Raw genomic sequence first — 24,102 nt, 5'->3', positions numbered from 1 at the left:
TTGCGATAGTGCTGAGACTGGAGAACAAGAATGTCTGACGCGACCCCTGCAGCCGCCGCTGTCGAGCAGCCGGCTGTCCACGATCGCTCCATCGGGGCCATCATTGCCGAGACCCGCAATCTCTCCGCGGACCAGGTGGCCCGCGTGCTGGCCTACCAGCAGGAGAAGAATGTCCGCTTCGGCGAGGCCGCCATCGCCCTGGGCTTTGCCAGTGCCGACGATGTGATGTTTGCCCTGGCCCAGCAGTTCCACTATCCGGCCGCTCTTGGCAAGGAGTCTGCGCACGCCGACCTCGTCACCCTGAACCAGCCCTATGGCCCGCAGGCCGAGTTTTTCCGTGCGCTGCGCAGCCAAGTCATCATGCGCGTCTTCCCCGAGGGGCAGTCGACTCGACAGGCCCTCGCGGTGGTCAGTGCCAACCGTGGCGACGGCAAAAGCTTTGTGGCGGCCAATCTGGCTGTTTGCTTGGCACAGCTGGGCGGACGCACCCTGCTGGTGGATGCCGATATGCGCAGCCCGCGCCTGCATGAGCTCTTCACGGTGAGCAACGATGTCGGCCTGTCCGGCATCCTGGCGGGACGCGCTACGGGCCGCCTGGTTCAGACCGTTACCGCCGTGCCCGGTCTCTTCGTGCTGCCGGTGGGCGCCGTGCCGCCCAACCCGCTGGAGCTGATTGAGCGCCCGGCCTTCGGCCTGCTCATGCGAGAGCTCATCGGCAAGTTCGATTACGTCATCGTGGACACCCCCGCCGCCGACCAAGGGGCCGATGCCCTGGTCGTCGCCAACCGCTGCGGTGCCGCGCTGCCCCTGGCCCGGCGTGATGCCTCCACCCTCGATGGCGTGCGCCACCTGGTGCGGTCCATGCAGGATGCCGGTGTCAACGTCACCGGCGCCGTCTTCAACGACCACAGCTGAACGAATGTAGACCATGATGGCAGCCCAGCCTGATCGTGTGGACGCCACGGCGCCGCCGCAAGCCTTCGCGCCCAGCCGTGCCGACATCGGCTGCCTGCTCGTGCTGGCCCTGGCCTACTTGGCCGTGTTCTTGCCCAGCTACCTCGACCTCTCGCGCACCGTCTGGGTGTCGGACGAGCAGGGCCACGGCCCCATCATCCTGGCGGTGAGCTGCTGGCTGCTGTATCAGCAGCGCGGCGCCCTGTGGAGCGCGCCGGTGCGCCCCAGCTACGGTCTGGGCCTTCCCCTGCTGCTGCTGGGCTGCGCCAGTTTCGCCTTCGGGCGCTCCCAGGGCATTCTGATGCTGGAGATCCTGGCCCAGATTTTTCTGCTGGCCGCCATGGTGCTCCTGCTGCTGGGCACGCGTGCCCTGAAGGCAGTGTGGTTCCCGCTCTTCTTCATGCTCTTCATGGTGCCGCTGCCCGAGGTGCTGGTGACGGCCCTGACCACGCCGCTCAAGTCCGCCGTGTCCGCCGTGGCCTCCAACATCCTCTATGTGACCGGCTATCCCGTGGGCCGGGCCGGTGTCATCCTCACTGTAGGCCCCTACCAGCTGCTGGTGGCCGACGCCTGTGCCGGCCTCAACTCCATGTTCACGCTCGAAGCCCTGGGCATGTTGTACATGAAGCTCATGAACTACACCTCGGTGGGGCGCAACATCACGCTGGCCGTGCTGCTCATTCCCATCTCCTTTGTCGCCAATGTGGTGCGGGTCATGATCCTGGTGCTGGTGACCTACCACTTCGGTGACGAGGCCGGTCAGGGCTTCATCCACGGCTTCGCCGGCATGGTGCTCTTCATCGTGGCCCTGCTGCTCATGTTTGTGGTGGACAAGCTGCTCAATCTCATCTGGCCCCGGGAGCGCGTGGCGAAATGACAGCGCAGGCAAGCAAGACAACCGTGGCAAGCAGCAGCGCAGCCGCGCCCAGCCGGCTCAAGCCGGCGGTCGTGGCCCTCATCGCCGCCTGCATGCTGGTCGGCGCTGCGGGTGCCGTGTGGATGAAGCCCACCGTGCATGTGGCCGACCGGGTGGGCAAGCCCGATCTGGAGCAGCTCTTCCCCAAGCAGTTCGGCAAATGGGAGATCGACCCCCATATGCCCGTGGTGCTGCCGGCGCCCGATGTTCAGGCACGCCTGGACAAAATCTACAACCAGGTCCTCAGCCGCACCTATGTTGACCGCAGCACGGGCCAGCGCATCATGCTCTCCGTGGCCTATGGCGGTGACCAGTCCGACGGCACCCGCCTGCACCGCCCCGAAGTCTGCTACCCCGCGCAGGGTTTCCAGATTCGCAGCAACCGTCCCACCCAGCTCCCGCTGGGCGCCGGGGCCGAGCTGCCCGTGCGTCAGCTGGAGTCGGCCCTGGGTGATCGCCATGAGCCCATCACCTACTGGGTGGTGGTGGGCGACCAGATCGTCACCTCCGCCAGCCAGCAGAAGCTGGCCCAGCTGCGCTATGGCGTGCGCGGCCTGATCCCCGACGGCATGCTCATCCGCGTCTCCTCCATCGACCGTGACACCGGCAGGGCCCTGCAGCTGCAGCAGCGCTATGTCCAGGAGCTGGCCCAGGCCCTGGCCCCCGACGCTGCCGCGCGCGTGTTCGGCCGCTTGGCACCGCGGAGCTGAAGCCCATGAGACCCTGCCCGCGGCGAGCGGCGGCCCCGGCGCGCGCATGAGCGAGCTGGCGCGCCAGAGTGTCTCGGCCGCCAAGTGGGGGCTGATCAGCAGCGTGGGCAAGTTTGCGCTGCAGCTGCTGGTCAACATCGCCATCGCCCGCCTGCTCGGCCCCGAGGCCTACGGCCTGTTTGCCCTGGCCACCATCGGCCTGCTGGTCGCCACCTTCATGTCCGAGGTGGGCCTGGGCTGGAGCCTGATGCAAAAGCCCCAGATCGACGAGCGCGTCATCCGCTTCGTCTTCACCTGGCAATGCCTCAGCGGCCTGGCGGGCCTGCTGCTCATGATCCTGGGCGCCGGCCTCATGGGCGAATGGCTGCGCGACCCCCGTGTGGCCGAGGTCATGCGCTGGCTGGGCCTGTGCTGCCTGCTCAACGGCATGGCGGCTACCGCCACCAATCTGCTGCGGCGTGAACTCCGGTTCAAGGCCCTGGCCAAGATCCAGCTGCTCAGCTACGCCCTGGCCTATGGCCTGGTGGGCCTGCCTCTGGCCGCCTGGGGGCAGGGCGTCTGGGCCCTGGTGGCCGCCTGGGTGCTGCAGGCCGCCCTGGGTCTGCTGCTGTCCTACCGCGCCCGGCCCCATGCCCTGCGGCCCCTGCTGCGCATCGAACGCCCGCGCGAGTACCTCGACGTGGGCGCCACCGTGCTGCTCACCAATCTGTGCAACTGGGCTCTTACCAACCTCGACCGCCTGCTGCTGGGCCGCCTGGCCGGCGCCCAGAGCACCGGGCTATACGCCGTGGGCTACAACCTGGCCACCGTGCCCAACGGCCTGCTGATCTCCGCCCTGCAGCCCGCCTTTCTGGCCACCGGCGCCCGGCTGCAGGACGACCGGCCGCGCATGGCCCGCGGCTACCTGGAAGTGCAGAGCTTCATCTGGATCGTGCTGGCCCCCCTCTTTGCCCTGCTGGCCCTGAGCGGCCCGCAGATCATTGCCGTGCTCTACGGCCAGCGCTGGGCCGAAAGCGGCCCCGTCTTCAGCGCCCTGGCCCTGGGCATGCCGGCCTACCTGGCCTGGGCCCTGAGCACGCCCGTGCTCTGGAACACCGGGCGCAAATGGCTGGAAGTGGGCCTGCAGCTGCCCCTGCTGGCCCTGGCCGTGCCCGCCCTTCTATGGGCTTGCGGGCGCGGTGTGGCCTGGGTGGCCCTGGTGGCCGCGGCGGTGTTCTGGCTGCGCTATGCGCTCATGCTGCTGCCCGCGGCGCACGCACTGGGCCTGGGGGCTGCTGCCTTGGGCCAGCTGGCCTGGCGCACCCTGGCCATGCTGCTGGCCGTGCTGCTGCCGGCCGTGGCTGTGCAACAGGCCCTGGCGCCCTGGCTGCAGACCTGGCCCTGGCTGTGGGGCGGTGCCCAGGTGGCCACCGGCCTGCTGGCCTGGGCCCTGCTCCTGCTGGTGTGGCCGCGCCTGCTGGGTGCGCCGGCGCTGAGTCTGTTGCAACGTTTCATGCCCAAGGCCTCGGCCTTCGGCCAGGCCTGGGCGGCGCGTGCCGGCCTGGGCGCGAAGGAGGTTTGACCGATCATGGAAGTCGTTGTCTTCTATGCCATCTACATCGGAGCGGCGTTGCTGTTCGCGGTGGCGGCGGTGTTTGCGGTGGGGGGGGCGCTGCATGCGGGGACCCGCAAGCCGCAAGGGTTTGTGGTCTATTTCGCCGTCGTGATGGTGATCGTGATGATTGCGAACACCACAAGCTCTGGCCGAAATCTGATGTTGCCGGATGCTCAGGTCTTGATGCCTAGTGGTGCGAGCGAGGGTACCGGCTGGGCAAAGTGGTTGCAGCGCGGCCTGATTCTTTTTCTGTTGGCGGCATCGTTCGAGCGCCTTGCTCGCTTCGCGTTTCAGCCGCGGGTGCCTGGGCGTCCTATCGGGTTGATGCTGACCTTCGGATGCTGCTGGCTGGCCACGGTGGCCTTGCCAGCGGCTTTCGGGACTAGACCCAGCATCGAACACGAATACCTTTACTCACTGATCATTGGCATGGCAGCAATGACTACGGACGAAAAGGGCGGTTGGACCGCCATTCGTGTCTGTCGTAATGCCCTGCTCGTCTTTGTCTGCCTCAGCTTGCTGATGCTCTTTGTGCGGCGCGAGATGGTCCTGGCGCCCTATGTGGGCGGTTTGATCCCTGCCTTTCCATGGCGCTACTCGGGGATGGCTGCGAGCCCAAATGCAATGGGGCCGCTCTGTGTCCTTTTGCTGCTTGCTCTGCGCACCCTGCCATTCGAGCGACGCGTTTTGCAGCGTTGTGCCGTCCTGCTGGTGCTGATCAGTCTGTTTTTGACACAGTCAAAGAGCAGTTGGCTGGCTGGACTGTTTTGCTGGGGGGGGCTGTTGGCGCTTGAACGGCGCGGGCAGTTACGCCAAGCCTTGGCAGACCCGCGTCGGCGCCACGGGATTCAACTGCTCTTGATCGGAGTTGGCTTCTTTGTCGCAGCCTTAGGGCTGGTATTGGCTGCGGGGCTATTGCAGAGTCAGGTGGATCGTTTCCTGACTACCCGCGCGGGCGGGGATATGCTGACCCTGACTGGCCGCAATGAAATTTGGGCCATCGCGCTCGACACCTTCAGTCGCAACGTCTGGTTTGGCTACGGCCCCACGATCTGGGATCCCTACTTCCGCATGCTTATTGGAGTACCTGCGGCGTTCCATGCCCACAATCAATACATCAATGTATTGGCGGCTTCCGGACTCGTGGGTGCACTTGGATTTGCAGCCTACTTCATAGCGCTGGTTCGGCGGCTCTGGACGCGCTTGGCCGCATACAACGGTTTCGCTCTTGGCCTATTTCTGCTGATCCTGATACGCAGTATCAGTGAGGTGCCTTTCAGCTTGGAACGACTAAGTAACGAATCATTGATGCACTTGGTCTTCCTCATGCTTTTGGCGGGGGCACCGGAGGGGGGGCGAAGTGTGGCCAAACCATCGATTGCCGGGAGCGCGACTTGAAAGGATCTACCACTGAGAAGCCACGGCCACAGTGGTCCATCATCGTTCCGCTATATAACAAGCAAGACTTTATTGTGGCCACGCTTCAATCTGTCTTGGGGCAGGTCGGCGCGGGCGACTTTGAAATCGTAGTTGTCGATGATGGTTCGCGGGATCAGGGGCCGGCACGTGTTATTGCGTTAGGAGATCCGCGTATCCGTCTGATCCGCCAAGCCAACGCAGGTGTTTCGGCCGCGCGGAACAACGGAGTTCGGGCATCTGTTGGCACTTGGATTCTCTTCTTGGATGCTGATGATCTTTTGCATCCTCAAGCACTTGCCGCACTTGGTGATATTGCTGCTAGGTTTCCTGAGGCAAAGGTGCTTGCTGGTTCCTATGTCAGGGTTTCTGATCGCCAAGTCTCAGGCTATAGATTTGCTCCGCACCCGATATCAGTAGAGTTTCGGGAGATTAGGGATCTGCCTGGGGAAATTTTGCGGGCGGGGATGGTGTTTTATACTAGCTCTATTGCGATTAGTCGCGAGTACTTCGGATCTTTCGAAACTTGGTTTCCTGAGGGCGAGTCTCTCGGCGAAGACCTTGACTTTTGGCTTAGGTTGGCCGAGACGTCCCCTATTCAATTTGGCTCTTATTGCATCGCACTTTATCGAGTTGACTTGCCCTCTAGCTTGTCTTCATCGCGTGTCTTTGATCGCTTGTTTCCTTATCTGGAGCGCCTTGAGGAGCGAGCGCGAACGGGCAAAGTACCCACCCGCTTGGTCTGGTCCTCTCTGAAACTGGTTGCAGACGCCCGGGTTTCCATGGCTCGCGAGTCGATCCGGCGCGGGCGCCGCTGGGCGGCTCCAGGCTTGTTGTTCCTAGCGTGGCGCCGAGTCGCGAGTATTCGGTGGTGGTTCACCTGGGCGGCCGTTCTTTCACCAGGGCTGCTTCGCTGGAGAGAGCGATGAGGCGATCTACTTGGCGGAGGCCGTGCGAGAGCGTGTGCCTCGCGGGTGCCGTAGAGAGGCTCTCTTGGGCGGCGTTGTCGGCGGGCGCTTTGCCTGCATCGCTGTGTTGTCCCGGAACTTCCCAAATTCGGGAGGCGTTCACGTGAGCGGAGCGCAGACGGCTGCTCGCCGACCTTTGATAAGCATCTTGATCAAGGCTCTGAACGAAGAGCAGCGTATCGCCGCGTGCCTGGATTCGGTGATGGCAGCGACACGTGGACTTGACGCTGAGGTGGTCTTGGTGGACTCGCTTTCCAACGACCGGACTGTCGAGATCGCGAGCCAGTACCCAATCCGTATCGTTCAATTCGAGCGTCTTGCGGATCGAGGGTGCGGCGCAGCAGTGCAACTCGGGTACCAAGTGGCCAACGGTGAGTTCATCTATGTGTTGGACGCTGACATGCAGCTAAACGCCGGCTTCCTCGCCATCGCCATGAAAGCGTTGGAGGAAGACAAGGGGCTCGCTGGCGTGGCTGGGCGTCTTATTGATCAAGCAGTGCGCACGCAGTCCGACGCGCGACGGGCGCGGCTGGCAGCAGAGCAGCAGAGCGATATTGAGGTGCATGAACTCGGTGGCGGCGGGCTCTACAGACGTTTGGCGATTGAGCAAGTTGGATACCTCGCGAACCGTTGGTTGAAAGCGTACGAAGAGGCCGACTTGGGCGCCAGGCTGCGTGCCGCTGGCTGGCGTCTTAAACGGCTTCATGCCGTTGCGGTTCAACATCAGGGACACGCCGAGACGAATGCGGCAATGTTGATTCGGCTCTGGCGCAATGGGCGTGCCAAAGCGGGTGGCGCCTTTCTACGAGCCGCCTGGGGTAGACCATGGTGGGATTTGGCCGTCCGAAAGCAGTGGTATGTGTTTGTGAATTTGGCAGCTTGGATCGTGTCGGTGGTGGGGGCGATGGCCGGAGCAATCGTCGGCATCAGTCCTTCGCTTGTATTGGCCTGTGTGGTGGCAAGTCCTCTGCTACTTGTCGCCTTGCTTGCTCTGAAAAAGCGCTCGCCCGCTCAGGGGGCTTGGGCATGGGTTTCGTGGCAAGTGGTGACTGTCGCTGCGGTACTTGGCTGCACGAGCGCCCCGCTTGACCCGTTCTTGCCCATCCCATTTAAGGAAGTCGCGGTGCCTAGTGGGGCAGTTAATGAGGGTTGGATGGCATAGGGCTCGGTCTGTGAGAACGTGCGTTGGCTGGTGGTTTGATTTGCTTCGATGTTCACGAAAGCTGTGATGTCAGTTCAGAGTGTTTTGATGATCGGCACAGACCCCGATGGGCAGGGCGGCGTTGCGTCTGTGGTCGCCGTCTATCGACGAGCCGGTTTTTTTCCCCGCCAAGGTGTTGTTTACGTATGCACGCATCGCGGCGGTAGCTTGTTTACCAAGCTTGGCCGTGCTGTGCTTGGGGGCGGGCGAATCGCTTTGCTCTTGCTGACCGGGAGGGTGAGTCTCGTGCATGCGCACGTGTCCTCCCACGGCAGCTTCAAGCGTAAGGCGCTCTATTTGGCCCTGGCGCGCCGCTGCGGCGTGCCGACCGTCTTCCACCTTCACAGTGGTGGATTCAGGCGCTTTGTCGAGGAAGAAGCCTCGCCACGCTTGCGTGAGCGCGTGCTAAACACTTTGCGCACAAGCTCTCACCTAATCGCACTTTCGCAGTCATGGGCCGACTATCTGCGTACGCTGGCGCCCACAGCCTGCATCTCGGTACTGCCAAATCCGGTTGACATGCCTGCGCAGCATCAGTTGGTACCCGGTGAGCCGGGGCGGATCCTCTTTCTGGGACGAGCCTCGGAAACCAAAGGCGTCTATGACTTGCTGACCGCGTTTGCAGATGTGGTGAAGACGCATGCTCATGCCCGGCTTGCCATCGGCGGCGATGGCGATCTTGGCAGGCTCAGAGCGCGGATCAGTGAGTTGAGCCTGGACCAGCATGTCGAAGTCTTGGGCTGGGTTGCCGGCGAGCAGAAGTTTTCGCAGTTTGCGCGCAGCCAGATCTATGTGCTGCCGTCCTATCACGAAGGCCTTCCCATGGGCATGTTGGAAGCCATGGCTTTTGCGAAGGCGGTTGTTGTGTCGCCAGTTGGCGGCGTGCCAGAGGCCATCGAGCATGGCGTGCATGGCTTACTGGTTCAGCCGGGGGATGTGAACGGTTTGGCGAGGGCCTTAAGCACATTGTTAGCTGACGAGCAGTATTGCCAGGAGCTTGGGACTGCAGCGCGAGCAAGGGTGGATGCTTGCTATTCGACGCCGCTCGTGCTGGAACGCTTGTCTTTCATTTACGAGCAAGTGCTCGAACCCAAAAGGTCAACTAAGTGAGCAGCGTTGAAGCCCAAGGCCGGCTGGCCTGGTTCTGGAACCGCCTGCGCTGCATGACGCCAGCCGAGGTGGTGCATCGCGCCCAGGAGGCGGGTCGCAAACGCGCGCTGCGCCTGCTGGGCCAGCGTCAGCGCCGGCTCGAGGTGGCGGATGCGCCGCCGGCCGCGGCCCGCTGGCTGAAGGTGCCGCAGGCGCTGGCAGCGGCGCAGGACGAAGCCAGCCGCGAGGCCGTGGCCCTGGTGCGGGCCGAGGCTGCACGCATTGCCGAGGGCGAGGTGCGGCTGTTTGCCACCAGCTTCCACGCTGTGGGCCGGGTGCCGCAGTGGAATCGCTGCCCGCTCACCGGCGTGCAGGCGCCCGCCGTGCCCAGCCACGCGATCTCGCTCACAAACCGGGCCCAGGTGGGCGATATCAAGTTCGTGTGGGAGCTGAACCGCCACCTGCACTGGGTGGCCCTGGCCCAGGCGCATGCGCTGGGTGGTGGCGGACCAGAACCGCTGCAGCTGCTGGGCGAGCAGCTGCGCGCCTGGCTGCAGCAGTGCCCGCCGGACACGGGGCCCAACTGGACCAGCTCGCTGGAGTACGCGCTGCGCCTGATCAACTGGTCGGTGGTCTGGCAGCTGATCGATGGCGAGCGCTCCAGCCTCTTTGCCGGGGCCGAGGGTCAGGCCTTGCTGCGCGACTGGCTGGCCAGCATCCAGCACCATGTGCTGGGCATTGCCGAGCACTACTCGCGCCATTCCTCGGCCAACAACCACCTGATCGGCGAGCTGGCTGGGGTGTTTGTGGGCGCGCAGACCTGGCCCTGCTGGCCGCGGGTGCGGGCCCTGGGCGAGCGGGCTCGCCGCGAGCTGGAGCAGCAGATCGTGCTGCAGACCACCGAGGACGGCGTCAACCGCGAGCAGGCTTTTGAGTACGCGGCCTTTGTGTATGACTTCTTCGCGGTGGCTGAGCGCTGCGCCGCGGTGGCGGGGCAACCGCTCTCGGCCAGCTATCTGGACCGCATGGCGGCCATGTGCTGCTTCATCCGCTCGGTGATGGATGCCGGCGGCCATGTGCCCCAGGTGGGCGATGCCGATGGCGCCCAGGTGCTGCGCCTGCACCCGGACGGCGCGCATGCCGGCTTTGCCGCCATGTTGCACAAGGGGGCCTTGCTCTTCGGCCGCCCGGACTGGGTGCAGGGCCTGCACGCCCAGGGCCGCCAGGAGGCGCAGTGGTTCTATGCCGGCCTGGCGCGGCCCGCGGCCCAGACTCAGCGCCAGCCCGGTCTGGCCTTCCCCGAGGGGGGCTACCAGCTGTTCGAATCGGCGCCGGGCACGGCGCGCGAGATCAAAGGCTTGGTGGATGTGGGGCCGCTGGGCTATCTGGGCATTGCCGCCCACGGCCATGCCGATGCCCTGCAGCTCTGCCTGAGCGTGGGCGGGAGGCCGCTACTGGTGGACCCGGGCACATATTCGTACCGCGCTGAGCGCGAGTGGCGTGACTACTTCCGGAGCACTCGTGCGCACAACACGGTGTGTGTGGATGATCTTGACCAGGCGGTGAGTGGTGGCAGGTTCATGTGGGTGCGGCACGTCCGTGCGGTGGTCCATGCGCTGGAGCGAGGTCCTGCGGGTCAGCTGGTGCTTGAGGCCACACATGATGGCTATCAGCGCCTGCCCAAGCCGGTCAGACACTCCCGTCGCGTTTGCTTTGAGCCGGGCGCTGCGCGTATCGAGCTGCTTGACCGGATCGAAAGCCAGGGCCTGCATCGGCTGGACTGGCATTGGCATATCGCGCCTGGCTGGTCGGTGCAAGTGCGCGAGCATGGCTTTGCCCTGCGGTCCGAAGGCACTGAGGTGTTGCTCAATGTCGAGGGGACACAGGCAGGTGAGGGCTCCGTGCATGAGGGCGAGGGCCTACCCTTGCCGCTGGGTTGGTACTCGGAGGTGTATGCCAGCAAGCAGCCCTGCACAGTGCTGCGCTGGCGGGTTCAGGCGAGCCGCTGCGAGCTGAGGACCAGTTTGCAGATCAGCTTCGCTTGATCCCGCCTTGTGCTTGCCGGGCAGTCAGAGCAGTTCCGCCAAATAGGGGCGATAGCCCACCGTGTTGCGGCATCGCTGCTCTGTGAGGAAGCGCTGGAGCTTGACCATGCTGTAGGGCGAGAGCGCCTTGGGGTGGCCGATCACGACCAACTCACTGGCGCCTGCACGCTCGTACTGCCGGTGTGCAGTCTCAAGCATTGAGCTCTTGAAGCCATCCATGGAGACCACACTGTGACTTGCCCGCGAGAGCTTCCTGATCATGTCCGACTTGCCCGGGCCGATGGCGCGCCCGTCACCGAACTGTCGGGCCGTCGCGCCACCAAGCTTTTTGTGCCAAGCCAGGCGCCAGAAGAATGATGGAGGTACGGCGGTGCTGGAGATGGGCACTTCCAGGAACTGCCCGGACGGGTCCGGCTGCGTGGGGTCGTTGGAGAAACGCCAATGCCCATGGGAAGGGGCAGCCCGGAAGTCGAAGCGATGCTCGTTGGCATCGGCTGTACCGCCAGGGAATACGCTGCTGTCGATCCGTACATTGACAGCCGCGAGGGCGGCAGAGATTTTCTCGAAGGGCTGGACCACCCAACCGCCTGCCCGGTAGGCAAAGACATGGTCAGGCCCCGCAATGTTCCGGAGCTCATCGCTGTAGACCTTGCACAGGCGAACGATTTCGTCTTCCGGGAAATCGTGAAGCCGGTAGCGGCGGGTATCCATCTGCCAGCTGCCACTCGACCATTCGCAGTCTTCCCAGTGGGAGTGGATGTGCAGCTGTATTTCGTGGCCGGCATGGCCCAGTGCTTGGATTTGTTTGCAGACAGCGTCGTAGTCGCGGGCGAGCTGTGGGCTCTTGCGCATCTCGCGCTTCAAGGCCAGCAGATAGGCGACGTCTACGAAGAACACCAGGGGAATACCAAGCGCCTGCGCCATTTGCATCAGCTGCTCGGTGGGCCTGATGATGCTGTGTTCGGTGCTGCCGGTCTGGGTGCCGAAGAACAGTTCGTAATCGAGGGTGAGCAGGATCTTCATGCTTTGGATGGGTCCAACTCGCGCAGGCGCCTGTCAATTGCAGCGATCTGTTCCGGCTTGAGCCTCACCTTGCCATAGATGGACTCACCCTGTTTCAGACGTTCCAGCAGGGTTCTGGTGAAGAGCCACGCGTCAATGAGGCTGAGCTCTGCCTCGCCCAGCGGCACGGATCGTATGGCCCCTGCCTGTTCAAGCCAGGGGCGGGCTCGCTCGCAGTCGCGCACCGCGGAAACCTGCGGATTGTGGGCGACCGTGTTGATGCTGAGACTTTGCCCTTGTGCATCGATGCAAGGCACGGTGTAGCTGTTCGGCAGGTAGACCTGAACGGGACAGTCTGCACCCAGCAGGTCTTCGTACACATGGAAGCAGGTCACCGAGTTCAAGCCCACGCCGACCAGCAGGATCTTGCCGCGCCTTGCGGTCAGCTTGGCATAGGGGCTGTGCGGGCCAAAGGGTGTGGAATCGCGTTGATGATCCTGGGTGTAAGCCAGCGCCTGCGGGCCCAGTGCCACGACAGAATGGGTGGGGTGCAGACTGCGCATGGCGCCGGGCATGGCCATGACCAGATTCGAGATGGCACCCATCGCATTCTTGGCGCTGCGAAGATCAAAGTTGGCCAGGCCGTCCAGATACTCCTTCATGGTCGTGTTGTAGGGCAGGGCGGGCACGAGCAAGGTGTGATGCCGGGTGTCCACGAGGTGCAGCAACGCTTCCACCAGAGCTGGCACGGGCTTGTCCATCTTGCCGATGTTGGAGATGGAGCCATGCACGATGACATCGCTACCGAACTCAAAGCCTTCAAGCTGTGCAATCACGTCGGCCAGCAAGACCTGTGTTCTTTGCTTGCGCGCAGCGTGTTGAGCCAGCCTTTGCTGCTCGGCACGCTTTCGAATGCTCTGTTGAGCCCAGCGCGGTAAGTGCGGAAGAAGACGTTTTACGAAGGCCTTTAGATGCATGGCGGGATTATCTGGTTCGCCTGTGACAAAGCGAGAGTGGCTGCTCGGGCGCCTCTCACCTCGCGGGATTGAAGCACTTCCCGTCAATCGCCTTGATGATGCTTGCTCAACCTGCGGCAGCCACATGGCCCGCCATCATGTGGCAATCAAGGCACGCTGACCGAGCGCTTGTCGAACACCACGGTTTGCGCGCCCAGGGTGACCTGGATGCGCGTGCCTTGCTGCTGCACCTGCAGCGGCTGGATGCGGCAGCCCTCGCGCAGCACGGTCAGGTGGGCCAGCTCGGTAGTGGGGTTGAGCAGGGTGAAGCGGCCATGGGCCTGGGCCGGCTGGCTGACTTCGGGCGCCACATCCCAGGCCATGGTCTGGGCAAAGCTGCTGGCCGGGCCGTGACGGTCCAGACAGACCGAGGCGCTGCCATTGCTGGCGCGCACGGTGGCGGCGTCGGCGCTGAAGGCATTGGGTGAGTGGTAGTTGAGCTCCCAGCGGCGGGGCGTGGTGCTGGTGGCCCAGTCGTACACAAAAACCAGGCCGTTGGCGCGGTCCACGACCACGCTGCGCACGGCATTGTTCAGCAGCGGCACCCAGGTGCCGGTGGCGGGATTGACGGCGCGGTAGGCCAGGGTGGCGTCGCCCGTGAGCAGCGTGAGCTGGCCGCGCTCTTCGGCGCGCAGCAACTCGCCGCTGGCGTCCATGCTGTGCAGGGGATCGCTGGGCCGCGTGGCGCCCAGGCGGCTCTCGCTCTGGCCGAAGCCGCCGTCAAAAGTGAGGGCGTTCTTGTAGCGCGTGGCGCGGGTCACGCTCTTGTGGTGGGGGGAGTTGTAGTAGGGGTAGTAGCCGGCGTTGATGAGCAGGGGCTGGCCCTGCGAAACATAGACCAGGGAGTTCTGGTCGGCATGCGAGTGGTTGAAGGCGCCAAAGCGGCTGGCCCGGAAGAACAGGCTGCTGCGGGCCGACTGGGCGCTGTTGCTGTGCACGGCCGCCAGGCCGGCGTCGGGGAAGAACCAGCTGTTGCGGGTGGGCGCCTGGGGGCGGGGCAGGGGGCTGCTGTCCACGCCCAGCATGAGCAGCTGCCAGATCTGCGGCTCATTGGTGCGGCTGAGGTTGGCCGGGTTGACCTGCCAGTACCAGGCGTCCACCGGGTCGCGCGTCATTTGCGCGTGCAGCCGGTAGTAGTTGGAGGCGTAGTTGACGTAATGATCGGCGACTTCGGCGCCATCGCCAAAAGCACTGGGCTGACGGTGATGCGGCGCCGTGAAGGCGATGAGCTGCTCACCAGCGCGGCGCAGGACGGGCAGCTGGTACAGATCGACACCCGTGATGCTGCGCACGGCGGCTACATAGGGCACCGTGTTGATAAAGGCGTACCAGCCATAGGCAATGCCGTTGCCGAAGCTGCCGTCCTTGTCGCCCCAGGCTCCCAGGGTGAAGCGGCTGAGGTCCCAGTTGCGGGCCAGCAGGCCCTGGGCCTCTGGGAATCCCGGCATGCCCGCGGCCAGCAGCAGGGCTTGATTGATGCCGCGAACATTGGTCAGGCGATGCGACTCGTAGGGCTCCCGATCCAGATACGCCAGCGCCTCACTAGCCTGCATCGTGCGGGTGCGCAAGGATGCTGTGATCTGCGCGCGCTCGGTGGCTGTCAGGGAGTCCCAAATCAGGTCGATTCCAGTGGCCAGGGCAAGATAGATTTCGCGATTGGCGTGGTCGTTGATCTTTTCGCCGCTCACGCCGTCTGGCGCCCAGCTCGCGAGTGCCATCAGTCGCTGCTTTGCTGAAGCCAGCATCGCGGCGTTATTGTCGATTCTTCCGATGACGGAAAGCGTCTCAATGTAAGCGCGTTGACTCCGGGACGTTTGATGAACGCTCCGTTCCAGTTGTGAAACTTGTAGTGCGGTTGGGTTCACGACTGCGAGCGGCGCCGCCGGCAGCGGCTGCGACAGCGCGAATCTCGCACTGGCCCTGAGCGAGTCCAACACCGCAACATTCTCTGGAGTGCGTGAAGCCGCCGCGATGCCCGCAAAGCTGCTGCCCGCGGGCAGCAGGCGTGGCCTGGCCTTGCCGGTGATGGTGTGGCTGAGGGTGGCGCCGTCCGGAATGGCTTGTTGTGGCGCGGCCTGCGCGCTGCGGGCGCTCAGGGCCTTGCTATTGCTGCTGCCGTCCGTGGCCAGCATGGCGGCCGCCATCACGGGCGCTTCCACGCGAAAGCGCCGCCATTGACTGCTGCTGCTCACGCCGCGCTGATTGGTGTAGCTGACCGCCCATTCGTAGTCACCGGCGGGGAGGCCCTGTTCGAGGATGAACCGGGGGGCGCTGAGGTCGCTGCGGCTCATCACCTGGGCGCCGCCGCGGCTGCGCACGGTGAAGCCGAAGGGGATGCTGCCGTTGCGATCACCGGGCGAGCCCCAGGAGAAGAGCAGGGCGCCGGGGCTGGCGCTGCTGCAATCGGCGGGCAGGATGCGGCGCTGCTGCGCGGGCATGCTGCTCAGCCAGTCGGCGGGGCTCGCCGTGCAGTCGGTGCCAGCGGCAGCTGGCGATTCGCTGAGAACCGTGTCGGGCTCAACCGGCCTGGTCTGCTGGCAGGCGCTGAGCAGCAAGACCAAGCCGATGGCGATACCGGAAAGCTGGAATGGGCGTGCGAGCGTCATGGTGTACTGCTCCTGGGTGTGGGCGGCTCAGCCTGCTCGTTCAGTAGCATGGCCGGCCCAGGGCCAGATTCTTGCTCACTCCCGCTGCAGTGCGGCGCTCTTGCCCCGGAACAAGGGGGCAGATTTCACCGCTTCACCCAAATAGCCGGGCTCAGCGTCGCCGCAGTTCCTTGGCCAACATGCCCACAAAGGCCATGTCCTCGATGAAATAGCGTCGGAACATGCGGCGCGGCTCTTGGAGGAAACGGTAGAACCACTCCAGGCCGCTCTTCTGCATCCACACCGGTGCGCGCTTGACCTTGCCGGCAAAGACGTCAAAGGTGCCGCCCACGCCCATGGCGAAGGGGATCTTCATCTGCGCCTGGTAGGCCCCGAGGAACTGCTCCTTCTTGGGCGAGCTGATGGCCACGAAGAGCAGGTCGGCGCGGGCGGCGGTGATCTCGTCCACCACCTGCTGCTCCTGCTCGGGCTTCCAGTAGCCGTTGCGGTGGCCGGCAAACACCAGCTGCGGGTAGCGCTGGGCGTAGATCTCGCGCACCTTGGAGACGATCTCTTCCTTGGCGCCGAGCAGGTAGACGCGCCAGCCCTTCTCCGCAGCCCGGCCCATCAGGGCGTCGAACAGGTCCACGCCGGCCACGCGCTCCTTGAGCGGCTTGCCCAGCAGGCGCGAGGCCCAGACCACGGGCATGCCGTCGGCGTTGATGAGCGCGCATTCATTGATGATGCGGCGCAGCTCGGGGTCTTTCTGGGCCTTGACCAGCTTGTCCACATTGACCACCACATGCTGGTGGGGCTGGCCGCTGGCGATGAAGCCCTCGATGGTCTGAAGCGTGTCTTCCATCGACAGGTTGTCGACGTAGCAGCCCATCATCTCGATGCGCTGGGCCTGCCGCGGGCCGGTGGGCGTGACCATGATGCTCATGCGCCCAGCTTTTGCGCCAGCACATCCACGATGCGCTCGGCCGCCCGGCCGTCCCACAGGGCGGGGCGGCGACCGCGCTTGGCCACGCGGCCCTGGATCACGTCCAGCGCGGCGCGGATCACGGCCTCGGGCTGGGTGCCGGCCAGGGTGTTGCTGCCTTCGTCCACGGTGATGGGGCGCTCGGTGTTCTCGCGCATGGTGACGCAGGGCACGCCCAGGGCGGTGGTTTCCTCTTGCAGGCCGCCGCTGTCGGTGAGCACCAGGGCGGCGTCCTTCCAGAGGTGCAGAAAGGACATATAGGCCTGGGGGCCCAGCAGGGTGATGTTGGCACCCAGCTCAATGCCGTGCTTCTCGATATTGGCGCGGGTGCGCGGATGCACCGGGAAGACGATGGGGATTTCGGCGGCCACGGCGCGCAGCACCTGGGCCACGCGCTGCAGGGACTCGGGGCTGTCCACATTGCTGGGGCGGTGCAGGGTGACCACGCAGTAGCGCGGGTGCGCGCGCTTGAAGGCGTCTGTTTCGAAGCCGCTGGTATCAAAGCCGGGGCTGGCGAGCTTGTGGGCCTGGTAGAGCACGTTGTCGGCCATCACATGGCCCACATCGAACACCGCCTCGTCGGGCTTGCCCTCGTGCTTGAGGTGGGCCAGGGCGCTGGGCTCGGTGACGAAGAACCAGTCGGTGATGGCGTCCGTCACCAGGCGGTTGATCTCCTCGGGCATGCTCATATCGCCGCTGCGCAGGCCGGCTTCCACATGGGCCACGGGGATGCCCGCCTTCTTGGCCACGATGGAGCAGGCCAGGGTGGAGTTGACGTCGCCCACCACCAGGCAGGCATCGGGCTTCTCGCTGGCGCAGAGCTGCTCGTAGGCCTGCATGATCTTGCCGGTCTGCTCGGCATGGCTGCCGCCGCCGCAGCCCAGGCGCACATCGGGCGTGGGGATGCCCAGTTCCTCGAAGAACACCTCGTTCATATCGCGGTCGTAGTGCTGGCCGGTGTGCACGATCTTCCAGGCCAGGCGGCCGTCGGTCTGCAGGGCCCGCACGATGGGCGCGATCTTCATGAAGTTGGGGCGGGCGCCGGCAACGAGGTGGATCAGGGGCTTGGTCGACATGGGCCAGAAGATCGGTTGGAAAACGTTGGGGGGATTCTAGGGTTGGCTTTGTGGCGAAACGGTGATGCGCATCCCCCTAGTCCGGCGAGTGTGGTGGCGGGCCCCTGATTCGGGGGCGCCGCGTCAGCGATCTGGGCCTGGGCTTCGGTGAGAATACGCGCCACCCTGCCGGCCCTGCGCCCGGCTGCCCAGATTGCCTGAGGAGATTGCGTGAAAGTCCTGGTTACCGGCGCGGCCGGCTTTATCGGCATGCATGTCAGCCAGATCCTGCTCGCCCGCGGCGACCAGGTGGTGGGCCTGGACAATCTGAACGACTACTACGACCCCCAGCTCAAGCATGACCGCCTGGCGCGGCTCACGGGCAAGCCCGGCTTTGAGTTCGTGAAGCTGGACGTGGCGGACCGCGCGGGCATGGAGGCGCTGTTCAAGCAGCACCGGTTCGACCGCGTGGTGCATCTGGCCGCCCAGGCCGGGGTGCGCTATTCGCTGGTGAATCCGCATGCCTATATCGAGAGCAATGTCTCGGGCTTCACCAACATCCTGGAGGGCTGCCGCCACAACGGTGTGCAGCATCTAGTCTATGCCTCCAGCTCCAGCGTCTATGGCGGCAACACCCGCATGCCCTTCAGCGAGCATCACGGGGTGGACCATCCGGTGAGCCTGTATGCGGCCACCAAGAAGGCCAATGAGCTGATGGCCCATACCTACAGCCATCTCTTCGGCCTGCCCACCACGGGCCTGCGCTTCTTCACGGTCTACGGGCCCTGGGGCCGGCCGGATATGGCGCTGTTCTTGTTCACCAAGGCCATCATCGAGGGGCGTCCCATCGATGTGTTCAACCACGGCAAGATGGTGCGCGACTTCACCTATATCGACGATATCGCCGAGGGCGTGGTGCGCACCCTGGACCGGGTGGCCACGCCGGACGCGGGCTACGACCCGGTGGCGGCCGACCCGGCACGCTCCAACGCGCCGTACCGCGTCTTCAATATCGGCAACCACAATCCGACGCCGCTGATGGACTTCATCGAGGCCATCGAGCAGGCGGTGGGCAAGACGGCGGAAAAGAACTTCATGCCCCTGCAGGACGGCGATGTGCCGGCCACCCATGCCGATGTGGAGGAACTGGCCGCCTGGACCGATTTCCGCCCCGCCATGCCGGTGCAGGAGGGCGTGCGCCGCTTTGTGGCCTGGTATCGCGAATATTTCAAACTCTGAGCCCAGAATCTGGCCCGGCCTCCAACTGACACGAGAGTGAGTCTGCACGCATGAAAGTCACCGCCATTGGCACCGGTTATGTGGGTCTGGTCACGGGCGCCTGCCTGGCCGAGATGGGCAACCATGTGATGTGCCTGGATGTGAATCCGGACAAGATCGCGGTGCTGAATGCGGGCGAGATCCCCATCCACGAGCCGGGTCTGCTGGAGGTGGTGCGCCGCAATGTGGCGGCGGGCCGTCTGCAATTCACCACCGATGTGGACCAGGCGGTGCAGCACGGCACCATTCTCTTCATTGGCGTGGGCACGCCGCCGGATGAGGATGGCTCGGCCGATCTGCAATATGTGCTGGCGGCGGCGCGCTCCATCGGCCAGCGCATGACGGACTACAAGGTCATCGTGGACAAGAGCACGGTGCCCGTGGGCACGGCCGACAAGGTGCGTGCCGCGATTGCCGAGGAGCTGGCCCGGCGCGGCGCCGATGTGGCCTATGCCGTGGTGTCCAACCCCGAGTTCCTGAAAGAGGGCGCGGCGGTGGAGGACTTCATGCGGCCGGACCGCATCATCGTGGGCTCGGACGACGAGCAGGCCACGCTGATGATGCGCGCGCTCTACGCGCCCTTCAACCGCAACAACGACCGCCTGATGGTGATGGACGTGCGCAGCGCGGAGTTCACCAAGTACGCGGCCAATGCCATGCTGGCCACGCGCATCAGCTTCATGAACGAGCTGGCCCTGCTGGCCGAGAAGCTGGGCGCCGATATCGAGCTGGTGCGCCGTGGCATTGGCAGCGATCCGCGCATCGGCTACCAGTTCCTCTATGCGGGTGCGGGCTATGGCGGCTCCTGCTTCCCCAAGGACGTGAAGGCCCTGGTGCGTACCGGCCATGAGAACGGTCAGGACCTGCTGGTGCTGGCGGCCGTGGAAGCGGCCAATGAGCGCCAGAAGCGTGTGCTGTCGGACAAGGTCACGGCGCGCTTTGGTCAGGATCTGGCGGGCCGGCATTTCGCGCTCTGGGGCCTGGCCTTCAAGCCCAATACCGATGACATGCGCGAGGCGCCGTCCCTGGTGATCATCGACGAGCTGCTGCGCCGCGGCGCCACACTCAGCGCCTATGACCCGGTGGCCAGCCAGGAGGCGCAGCGCCTGCTGGCCGGGCGCCAGGGCATTGTCTTTGTGGACCGCGCCGAGGCGGCCCTGCCCGGCGCCGACGCCCTGCTGATCGTGACCGAGTGGAAGGAGTTCCGCACCCCGGACTTCGACACCATCAAGGCCCAGCTGAAGAACCCGCTGATCTTTGACGGCCGCAATCTGTATGAGCCGGCCCTGATGAAGGGCCTGGGCATCGAGTACCACGGGATTGGCCGGGCCGCGGCGGTCTGAGCTTGGTGAAAGCGGGGCCACGGCGCCCCGCCAAAGCAAAACAAAAAAGCGGCCTCGGCCGCGTTTGTTGTTGCTGGCCCGCGCGGGCTGCAGGCGCCTCAGTCGAAGTGGCGGGCGTCGGCCAGCAGCGGGGCCTTGGCGTCTTTCTCGGCCAGGGTGGGGGCGCCACCGAAGTCGGGCCACTGGATGCCGATGGCGGGGTCGTCCCAGCGCACGCAGCCCTCGGCCTGGGGGGCGTAGTAGTCGGTGGTCTTGTAGAGAAAGTCCGCCGTCTCGCTGAGCACCACAAAACCGTGGGCAAAGCCCGGCGGGATCCACATCTGGCGCTGGTTGTCGGCCGTGAGTTCAGCACCCACCCATTTGCCGAAATTGGGGCTACTCTTGCGCAGGTCCACCGCCACATCGAAGACGGCGCCGGCCACGCAGCGCACCAGCTTGCCCTGGGCATGGGGCGGCAGCTGGTAGTGCAGGCCGCGCAGCACACCGCGCACCGAGCGGGAGTGGTTGTCCTGCACAAAGCGCAGGGTGTTGCCGGTGGCCTCGTTGAAGCGCTGCTCGTTCCAGCTTTCGGTGAAGAAGCCGCGGGCGTCGCCAAAGACGCGCGGCTCCACGATCAGGACCTCGGGCAGGGCGGTGGGGGTGATCTTGAGCATGGGGGCAGGAAAACTCAGAAGGCGCGCTCTTTGACCAATTTCATCAGGTACTGGCCGTAGCCGTTCTTGAGCAGGGGCTGGGCCAGGCGCTCCAGCTGCTCGGCCGTGATCCAGCCGCTGCGGAAGGCGATTTCCTCGGGGCAGGCCACCTTCAGCCCTTGGCGCTTTTCCAGGGTGGCGATGAACTGGCCGGCCTCCAGCAGGCTGTCGTGGGTGCCGGTGTCCAGCCAGGCATAGCCGCGGCCCATGATTTCCACATTCAGCTCGCCCTGGCGCAGGTACTGGGCATTGACGTCGGTGATCTCCAGCTCGCCGCGCGGGCTGGGCTTGATGCTGGCAGCGATGTCGCAGACCTGCGCGTCGTAGAAGTACAGGCCCGTGACCGCGTAATTGCTCTTGGGGGCCTTGGGCTTTTCTTCGATGGAGAGGGCGCGGCGCGAGGCATCGAACTCCACCACGCCGTAGCGCTCGGGGTCTTGCACATGGTAGGCAAAGACGCTGGCACCTTGCGTGCGTTCGGAGGCTTCGTCGAGCAGGCTCTGGAAGTCGGCGCCGTAGTAGATATTGTCACCCAGCACCAAGGCGCTGGGCTGGCCGCCCACGAAGTTGCGACCCAGGATGAAGGCCTGGGCCAGGCCGTCGGGGCTGGGCTGCACGCAGTAGCTGAGATTCAGGCCCCAGCGCGCGCCGTCGCCCAGCAGGGCCTCGAAGCGGGGCAGGTCTTGCGGGGTGCTGATGATCAGGATGTCCCGCATGCCGGCCAGCATCAGCGTGGACAGCGGGTAATAGATCATGGGCTTGTCGTAGACCGGCAGCAGCTGCTTGCTCAGGGCCAGGGTGGCCGGATGCAGACGGGTGCCGGAGCCACCGGCCAGGATGATGCCTTTGCGGTTTGTCATGGCGGTCTCCTCGGAGAATTTCAAAGAATCTCGTTCAGCATGCGTTCCACCCCCTGCTGCCAGGGCGGCAGGCGCAGGCCGAAGGCCTGTTGCAGCTTGGTCGTGGACAGGCGCGAATTCAAGGGGCGCTGCGCCGGTGTGGGGTAGTCGGTGGTGGGAATGGCCAGCACCTGCTCGGGCGGCACCTTGAGGGACACACCGCGCGCGCGTGCAAACTCGATCACATGGCAGGCATAGGCATGCCAGCTGGTTTCGCCCGCGGCCACGGCGTGGTACAGACCGCCCAGCTCGGGCCGCTGAAGGGTGGTGCGCAGCATATGGGCGCTGAGGTCGGCCAGCAGATCGGCGCCGGTGGGCGCGCCGATCTGGTCGGCGATCACCTTGAGCTGCTCGCGCTCGGCGGCCAGGCGCAGCATGGTCTTGGCAAAGTTGCCGCCGCGCGCCGCATAGACCCAGCTGGTGCGCAGGATCAGGTGGCGGCAGCCGCTGGCCGCGATGGCTTGCTCGCCTTCCAGCTTGCTGCGGCCGTAGACGCTCAAGGGCCCGGTCGCGGCGGCCTCGTCGCGCGGGGCGCTGCCGCTGCCGTCGAACACATAGTCGCTGCTGTAGTGCAGCAGCAGGGCGTTCTGGGCCGCGGCGTACTCGGCCAGCAGGCCTGGGGCGCGGGCATTGATCTGCAGAGCCAGCTCGGGCTCGCTCTCGGCCTTGTCCACGGCGGTGTAGGCCGCGGCATTGACGATCACATCGGGGCGATGGTGCTTGAGCGTGGCCCGGAGCGTGTCGGGCTGGGCCAGGTCGCCGCCCTCGTGGCGGTCCAGGGCGATCAGCTCGCCCAGGGGCGCCAGGGCGCGCTGCAGCTCCCAGCCCAGCTGGCCGTTCTTGCCCAGCAGCAGGATCTTGTGGCTCATGGCGGCGCTTGCTCAGGCCTTGGAGGCTTGCTCGCCGCCGTACTGCTGGGAGACCCAGTCACGGTAGGCGCCGCTTTGCACGCGCTCGGCCCAGCCCGGGTTGGCCAGGTACCACTCGACGGTCTTGCGGATGCCGGTGGCAAAGGTCTCGGCCGGGCGCCAGCCCAGCTCGCGCTCGATCTTGCGGGCGTCGATGGCGTAGCGGCGGTCGTGGCCGGGGCGGTCCTTCACATAGGTGATCAGGCGGCTGTAAGGGCCCTGCTCCGAGGGCTTGAGCTCGTCCAGCAGGGCGCAGACGATCTTGACGATGTCGATATTCGCCTGCTCGTTCCAGCCGCCGATGTTGTAGGTCTCGCCCAGGCGGCCGCGCGCCAGCACGGCGCGGATGCCGCTGCAGTGGTCCTTGACATAGAGCCAGTCGCGGATCTGCTGGCCATCGCCATAGACCGGTAGCGGTTTGCCGGCCAGGGCATTGACGATCATCAGCGGGATCAGCTTCTCGGGGAAGTGATAGGGGCCGTAGTTGTTGGAGCAGTTGGTGGTGAGCACCGGCAGGCCATAGGTGTGGTGCCAGGCGCGCACCAGGTGGTCGCTGGCGGCCTTGCTGGCGCTGTAGGGGCTGTTGGGCTCGTAGGGGTTGGTCTCGGCAAAGGGCGGATCCTCGGCCTTGAGCGAGCCATAGACCTCGTCGGTGGACACATGGTGGAAGCGGAAGGCCGCCTTGGCCTCGCCCTCCAGCGCGCCCCAGTAGGCGCGGGCGGCCTCCAGCAGGGTGAAGGTGCCTTCCACATTGGTGCGCATGAAGGCGCCGGGGCCGTGGATGGAGCGGTCCACATGGCTTTCGGCCGCGAAATGCACGATGGCGCGCGGCCGGTGTTCGGCCAACAGGCGGTCGATCAGGGCGCGGTCGCAGATATCGCCCTTGACGAAGATGTGGCGCGGGTTGCCTTCGAGCGCCGCCAAGTTCTCCAGATTGCCCGCATAGGTCAGGGCGTCCAGATTCACCACGGTCTCATCGCGGTGCTCGGCCGAGTCCAGCCAGTCCAGCACGAAATTGCTGCCGATGAAGCCGGCGCCGCCGGTGATGAGGATGGTCATGCTTCTACTTTCTCAAATGAAACAAGCGCGGCACCCAGCGGCTGCCGCGCTTGTCGGGCCGGAGCTCCAGCCGCTACTTTACAGGCGCCAGACCTTGTAGCCCGCCTCGGCGAGCGCGCGCTGGTCAAACGCCGCCTTCACGTCCACGAAGGCACCGTTCTTCACCAGCTTCTTGCCCAGGTCTTCCAGGCTTAGGGCAGCGAACTCGCGGTGCGCCACCGCAGCCACGATGGCGTCCGCCCGTGGCAGATCGTCCCAGGCCACCAGCTTGACGCCGTACTCGTGCTCGGCTTCCTCGCTCTCGGCCTGAGGGTCGGTCACGAAGACCTCCACCCCGTAGCTCTGGAGCTCGCGGATGATGTCGATGACCTTGGAGTTGCGCAGATCGCC

At 65.1% G+C, this 24,102-nt stretch carries 21 protein-coding genes; 11 read left to right on the top strand and 10 right to left on the bottom strand.

Features of this window, described 5'->3' with window-relative positions:
- The first annotated feature begins 30 nt into the window (after positions 1 to 30).
- From DFR39_RS14460 to DFR39_RS14420, 9 genes are all read left to right on the top strand, one after another.
- Positions 31 to 915 (top strand): polysaccharide biosynthesis tyrosine autokinase, encoded by an 885-nt coding sequence (locus tag DFR39_RS14460; RefSeq protein ID WP_133604290.1) that lies wholly within the window; start codon positions 31 to 33, stop codon positions 913 to 915.
- 13 nt (positions 916 to 928) lie between these two features.
- On the top strand, positions 929 to 1,831 hold the full coding sequence (gene xrtB / locus DFR39_RS14455; RefSeq protein ID WP_246030843.1) for an exosortase B: 903 nt from the start codon (positions 929 to 931) through the stop codon (positions 1,829 to 1,831).
- 23 nt (positions 1,832 to 1,854) lie between these two features.
- Positions 1,855 to 2,580: an exosortase-associated protein EpsI, B-type gene (epsI, locus tag DFR39_RS14450; RefSeq protein ID WP_246030842.1), complete on the top strand. Its 726-nt coding sequence runs from the start codon at positions 1,855 to 1,857 to the stop codon at positions 2,578 to 2,580.
- Between the two features lie 46 nt (positions 2,581 to 2,626).
- On the top strand, positions 2,627 to 4,141 hold the full coding sequence (locus tag DFR39_RS14445) for a lipopolysaccharide biosynthesis protein (RefSeq protein WP_162849537.1): 1,515 nt from the start codon (positions 2,627 to 2,629) through the stop codon (positions 4,139 to 4,141).
- A gap of 6 nt (positions 4,142 to 4,147) precedes the next feature.
- The gene (locus DFR39_RS14440) at positions 4,148 to 5,572 is read left to right on the top strand and encodes an O-antigen ligase family protein (protein WP_133604288.1); all 1,425 of its coding nucleotides are present in this window, start codon (positions 4,148 to 4,150) and stop codon (positions 5,570 to 5,572) included.
- Complete coding sequence (locus DFR39_RS14435; protein ID WP_162849536.1) at positions 5,569 to 6,519, top strand: glycosyltransferase family 2 protein; 951 nt, start codon at positions 5,569 to 5,571, stop codon at positions 6,517 to 6,519. The genes DFR39_RS14440 and DFR39_RS14435 overlap by 4 nt, the downstream gene beginning before the upstream one ends.
- Before the next feature lie 187 nt (positions 6,520 to 6,706).
- A complete protein-coding gene (locus tag DFR39_RS14430; RefSeq protein WP_211343878.1) occupies positions 6,707 to 7,720 on the top strand; it encodes a glycosyltransferase family 2 protein in 1,014 nt (337 codons plus the stop codon).
- 48 nt (positions 7,721 to 7,768) lie between these two features.
- Complete coding sequence (locus DFR39_RS14425) at positions 7,769 to 8,869, top strand: glycosyltransferase family 4 protein (RefSeq protein ID WP_133604285.1); 1,101 nt, start codon at positions 7,769 to 7,771, stop codon at positions 8,867 to 8,869.
- Positions 8,866 to 10,893, top strand: a complete 2,028-nt coding sequence (locus DFR39_RS14420) for an alginate lyase family protein (protein ID WP_133604284.1) — start codon at positions 8,866 to 8,868, stop codon at positions 10,891 to 10,893. The genes DFR39_RS14425 and DFR39_RS14420 overlap by 4 nt, the downstream gene beginning before the upstream one ends.
- Before the next feature lie 24 nt (positions 10,894 to 10,917).
- Here the strand turns inward: DFR39_RS14420 and DFR39_RS14415 are convergent, their stop codons facing one another.
- The 5 genes from DFR39_RS14415 to wecB all read right to left on the bottom strand — a co-directional run bounded on the left by DFR39_RS14415 (position 10,918) and on the right by wecB (position 17,554).
- Positions 10,918 to 11,916, bottom strand: coding sequence for a polysaccharide deacetylase family protein (locus DFR39_RS14415; RefSeq protein ID WP_133604283.1), 999 nt, complete (start codon positions 11,914 to 11,916; stop codon positions 10,918 to 10,920).
- The gene (locus DFR39_RS14410) at positions 11,913 to 12,872 is read right to left on the bottom strand and encodes an AAC(3) family N-acetyltransferase (RefSeq protein ID WP_162849535.1); all 960 of its coding nucleotides are present in this window, start codon (positions 12,870 to 12,872) and stop codon (positions 11,913 to 11,915) included. The genes DFR39_RS14415 and DFR39_RS14410 overlap by 4 nt, the downstream gene beginning before the upstream one ends.
- A gap of 146 nt (positions 12,873 to 13,018) precedes the next feature.
- Positions 13,019 to 15,517 (bottom strand): heparinase II/III domain-containing protein, encoded by a 2,499-nt coding sequence (locus tag DFR39_RS14405; RefSeq protein WP_133604281.1) that lies wholly within the window; start codon positions 15,515 to 15,517, stop codon positions 13,019 to 13,021.
- 151 nt (positions 15,518 to 15,668) lie between these two features.
- On the bottom strand, positions 15,669 to 16,439 hold the full coding sequence (locus tag DFR39_RS14400; protein ID WP_246030841.1) for a WecB/TagA/CpsF family glycosyltransferase: 771 nt from the start codon (positions 16,437 to 16,439) through the stop codon (positions 15,669 to 15,671).
- A complete protein-coding gene (gene wecB, locus DFR39_RS14395; RefSeq protein ID WP_133604280.1) occupies positions 16,436 to 17,554 on the bottom strand; it encodes a non-hydrolyzing UDP-N-acetylglucosamine 2-epimerase in 1,119 nt (372 codons plus the stop codon). Before wecB ends, DFR39_RS14400 begins: the two co-directional genes overlap by 4 nt.
- Positions 17,555 to 17,764: 210 nt before the next feature.
- On the opposite strand from wecB, the gene DFR39_RS14390 reads away from it, so the two are divergent.
- The gene (locus tag DFR39_RS14390; protein WP_133604279.1) at positions 17,765 to 18,772 is read left to right on the top strand and encodes an NAD-dependent epimerase; all 1,008 of its coding nucleotides are present in this window, start codon (positions 17,765 to 17,767) and stop codon (positions 18,770 to 18,772) included.
- Between the two features lie 50 nt (positions 18,773 to 18,822).
- Positions 18,823 to 20,154: a UDP-glucose dehydrogenase family protein gene (locus DFR39_RS14385; RefSeq protein WP_133604278.1), complete on the top strand. Its 1,332-nt coding sequence runs from the start codon at positions 18,823 to 18,825 to the stop codon at positions 20,152 to 20,154.
- 98 nt (positions 20,155 to 20,252) lie between these two features.
- On the opposite strand, the gene rfbC is transcribed toward DFR39_RS14385, so the two are convergent.
- The 5 genes from rfbC to DFR39_RS14360 all read right to left on the bottom strand — a co-directional run.
- Positions 20,253 to 20,807, bottom strand: a complete 555-nt coding sequence (rfbC, locus tag DFR39_RS14380; RefSeq protein ID WP_133604277.1) for a dTDP-4-dehydrorhamnose 3,5-epimerase — start codon at positions 20,805 to 20,807, stop codon at positions 20,253 to 20,255.
- Positions 20,808 to 20,821: 14 nt separating this feature from the next.
- Positions 20,822 to 21,706: a glucose-1-phosphate thymidylyltransferase RfbA gene (gene rfbA / locus DFR39_RS14375; RefSeq protein WP_133604276.1), complete on the bottom strand. Its 885-nt coding sequence runs from the start codon at positions 21,704 to 21,706 to the stop codon at positions 20,822 to 20,824.
- A 20-nt stretch (positions 21,707 to 21,726) separates the two neighbouring features.
- The gene (gene rfbD / locus DFR39_RS14370) at positions 21,727 to 22,614 is read right to left on the bottom strand and encodes a dTDP-4-dehydrorhamnose reductase (RefSeq protein WP_133604275.1); all 888 of its coding nucleotides are present in this window, start codon (positions 22,612 to 22,614) and stop codon (positions 21,727 to 21,729) included.
- 12 nt (positions 22,615 to 22,626) lie between these two features.
- Positions 22,627 to 23,712, bottom strand: a complete 1,086-nt coding sequence (rfbB, locus tag DFR39_RS14365; RefSeq protein ID WP_133604274.1) for a dTDP-glucose 4,6-dehydratase — start codon at positions 23,710 to 23,712, stop codon at positions 22,627 to 22,629.
- 78 nt (positions 23,713 to 23,790) lie between these two features.
- Positions 23,791 to 24,102, bottom strand: a 312-nt coding sequence (locus DFR39_RS14360; protein WP_246030840.1) for a UDP binding domain-containing protein, incomplete at its 5' end; no start/stop codon positions are given.

This window comes from Roseateles asaccharophilus (genome assembly GCF_004362405.1).
GTDB lineage: Bacteria > Pseudomonadota > Gammaproteobacteria > Burkholderiales > Burkholderiaceae_C > Kinneretia > Kinneretia asaccharophila.
This window is presented reverse-complemented; position numbering and strand designations above follow the sequence as displayed.

Coding starts and splice junctions, on each gene's coding strand:
- rfbA (WP_133604276.1), bottom strand. CDS start 21,706: ATGACAAACCGCAAAGGCATCATCCTGGCCGGTGGCTCCGGCACCCGT.
- DFR39_RS14405 (WP_133604281.1), bottom strand. CDS start 15,517: ATGACGCTCGCACGCCCATTCCAGCTTTCCGGTATCGCCATCGGCTTG.
- DFR39_RS14385 (WP_133604278.1), top strand. CDS start 18,823: ATGAAAGTCACCGCCATTGGCACCGGTTATGTGGGTCTGGTCACGGGC.
- DFR39_RS14460 (WP_133604290.1), top strand. CDS start 31: ATGTCTGACGCGACCCCTGCAGCCGCCGCTGTCGAGCAGCCGGCTGTC.
- DFR39_RS14400 (WP_246030841.1), bottom strand. CDS start 16,439: ATGAGCATCATGGTCACGCCCACCGGCCCGCGGCAGGCCCAGCGCATC.
- rfbB (WP_133604274.1), bottom strand. CDS start 23,712: ATGACCATCCTCATCACCGGCGGCGCCGGCTTCATCGGCAGCAATTTC.
- rfbC (WP_133604277.1), bottom strand. CDS start 20,807: ATGCTCAAGATCACCCCCACCGCCCTGCCCGAGGTCCTGATCGTGGAG.
- DFR39_RS14445 (WP_162849537.1), top strand. CDS start 2,627: ATGAGCGAGCTGGCGCGCCAGAGTGTCTCGGCCGCCAAGTGGGGGCTG.
- DFR39_RS14410 (WP_162849535.1), bottom strand. CDS start 12,872: ATGCATCTAAAGGCCTTCGTAAAACGTCTTCTTCCGCACTTACCGCGC.
- rfbD (WP_133604275.1), bottom strand. CDS start 22,614: ATGAGCCACAAGATCCTGCTGCTGGGCAAGAACGGCCAGCTGGGCTGG.
- wecB (WP_133604280.1), bottom strand. CDS start 17,554: ATGTCGACCAAGCCCCTGATCCACCTCGTTGCCGGCGCCCGCCCCAAC.
- DFR39_RS14425 (WP_133604285.1), top strand. CDS start 7,769: ATGTTCACGAAAGCTGTGATGTCAGTTCAGAGTGTTTTGATGATCGGC.
- xrtB (WP_246030843.1), top strand. CDS start 929: ATGATGGCAGCCCAGCCTGATCGTGTGGACGCCACGGCGCCGCCGCAA.
- DFR39_RS14440 (WP_133604288.1), top strand. CDS start 4,148: ATGGAAGTCGTTGTCTTCTATGCCATCTACATCGGAGCGGCGTTGCTG.
- DFR39_RS14415 (WP_133604283.1), bottom strand. CDS start 11,916: ATGAAGATCCTGCTCACCCTCGATTACGAACTGTTCTTCGGCACCCAG.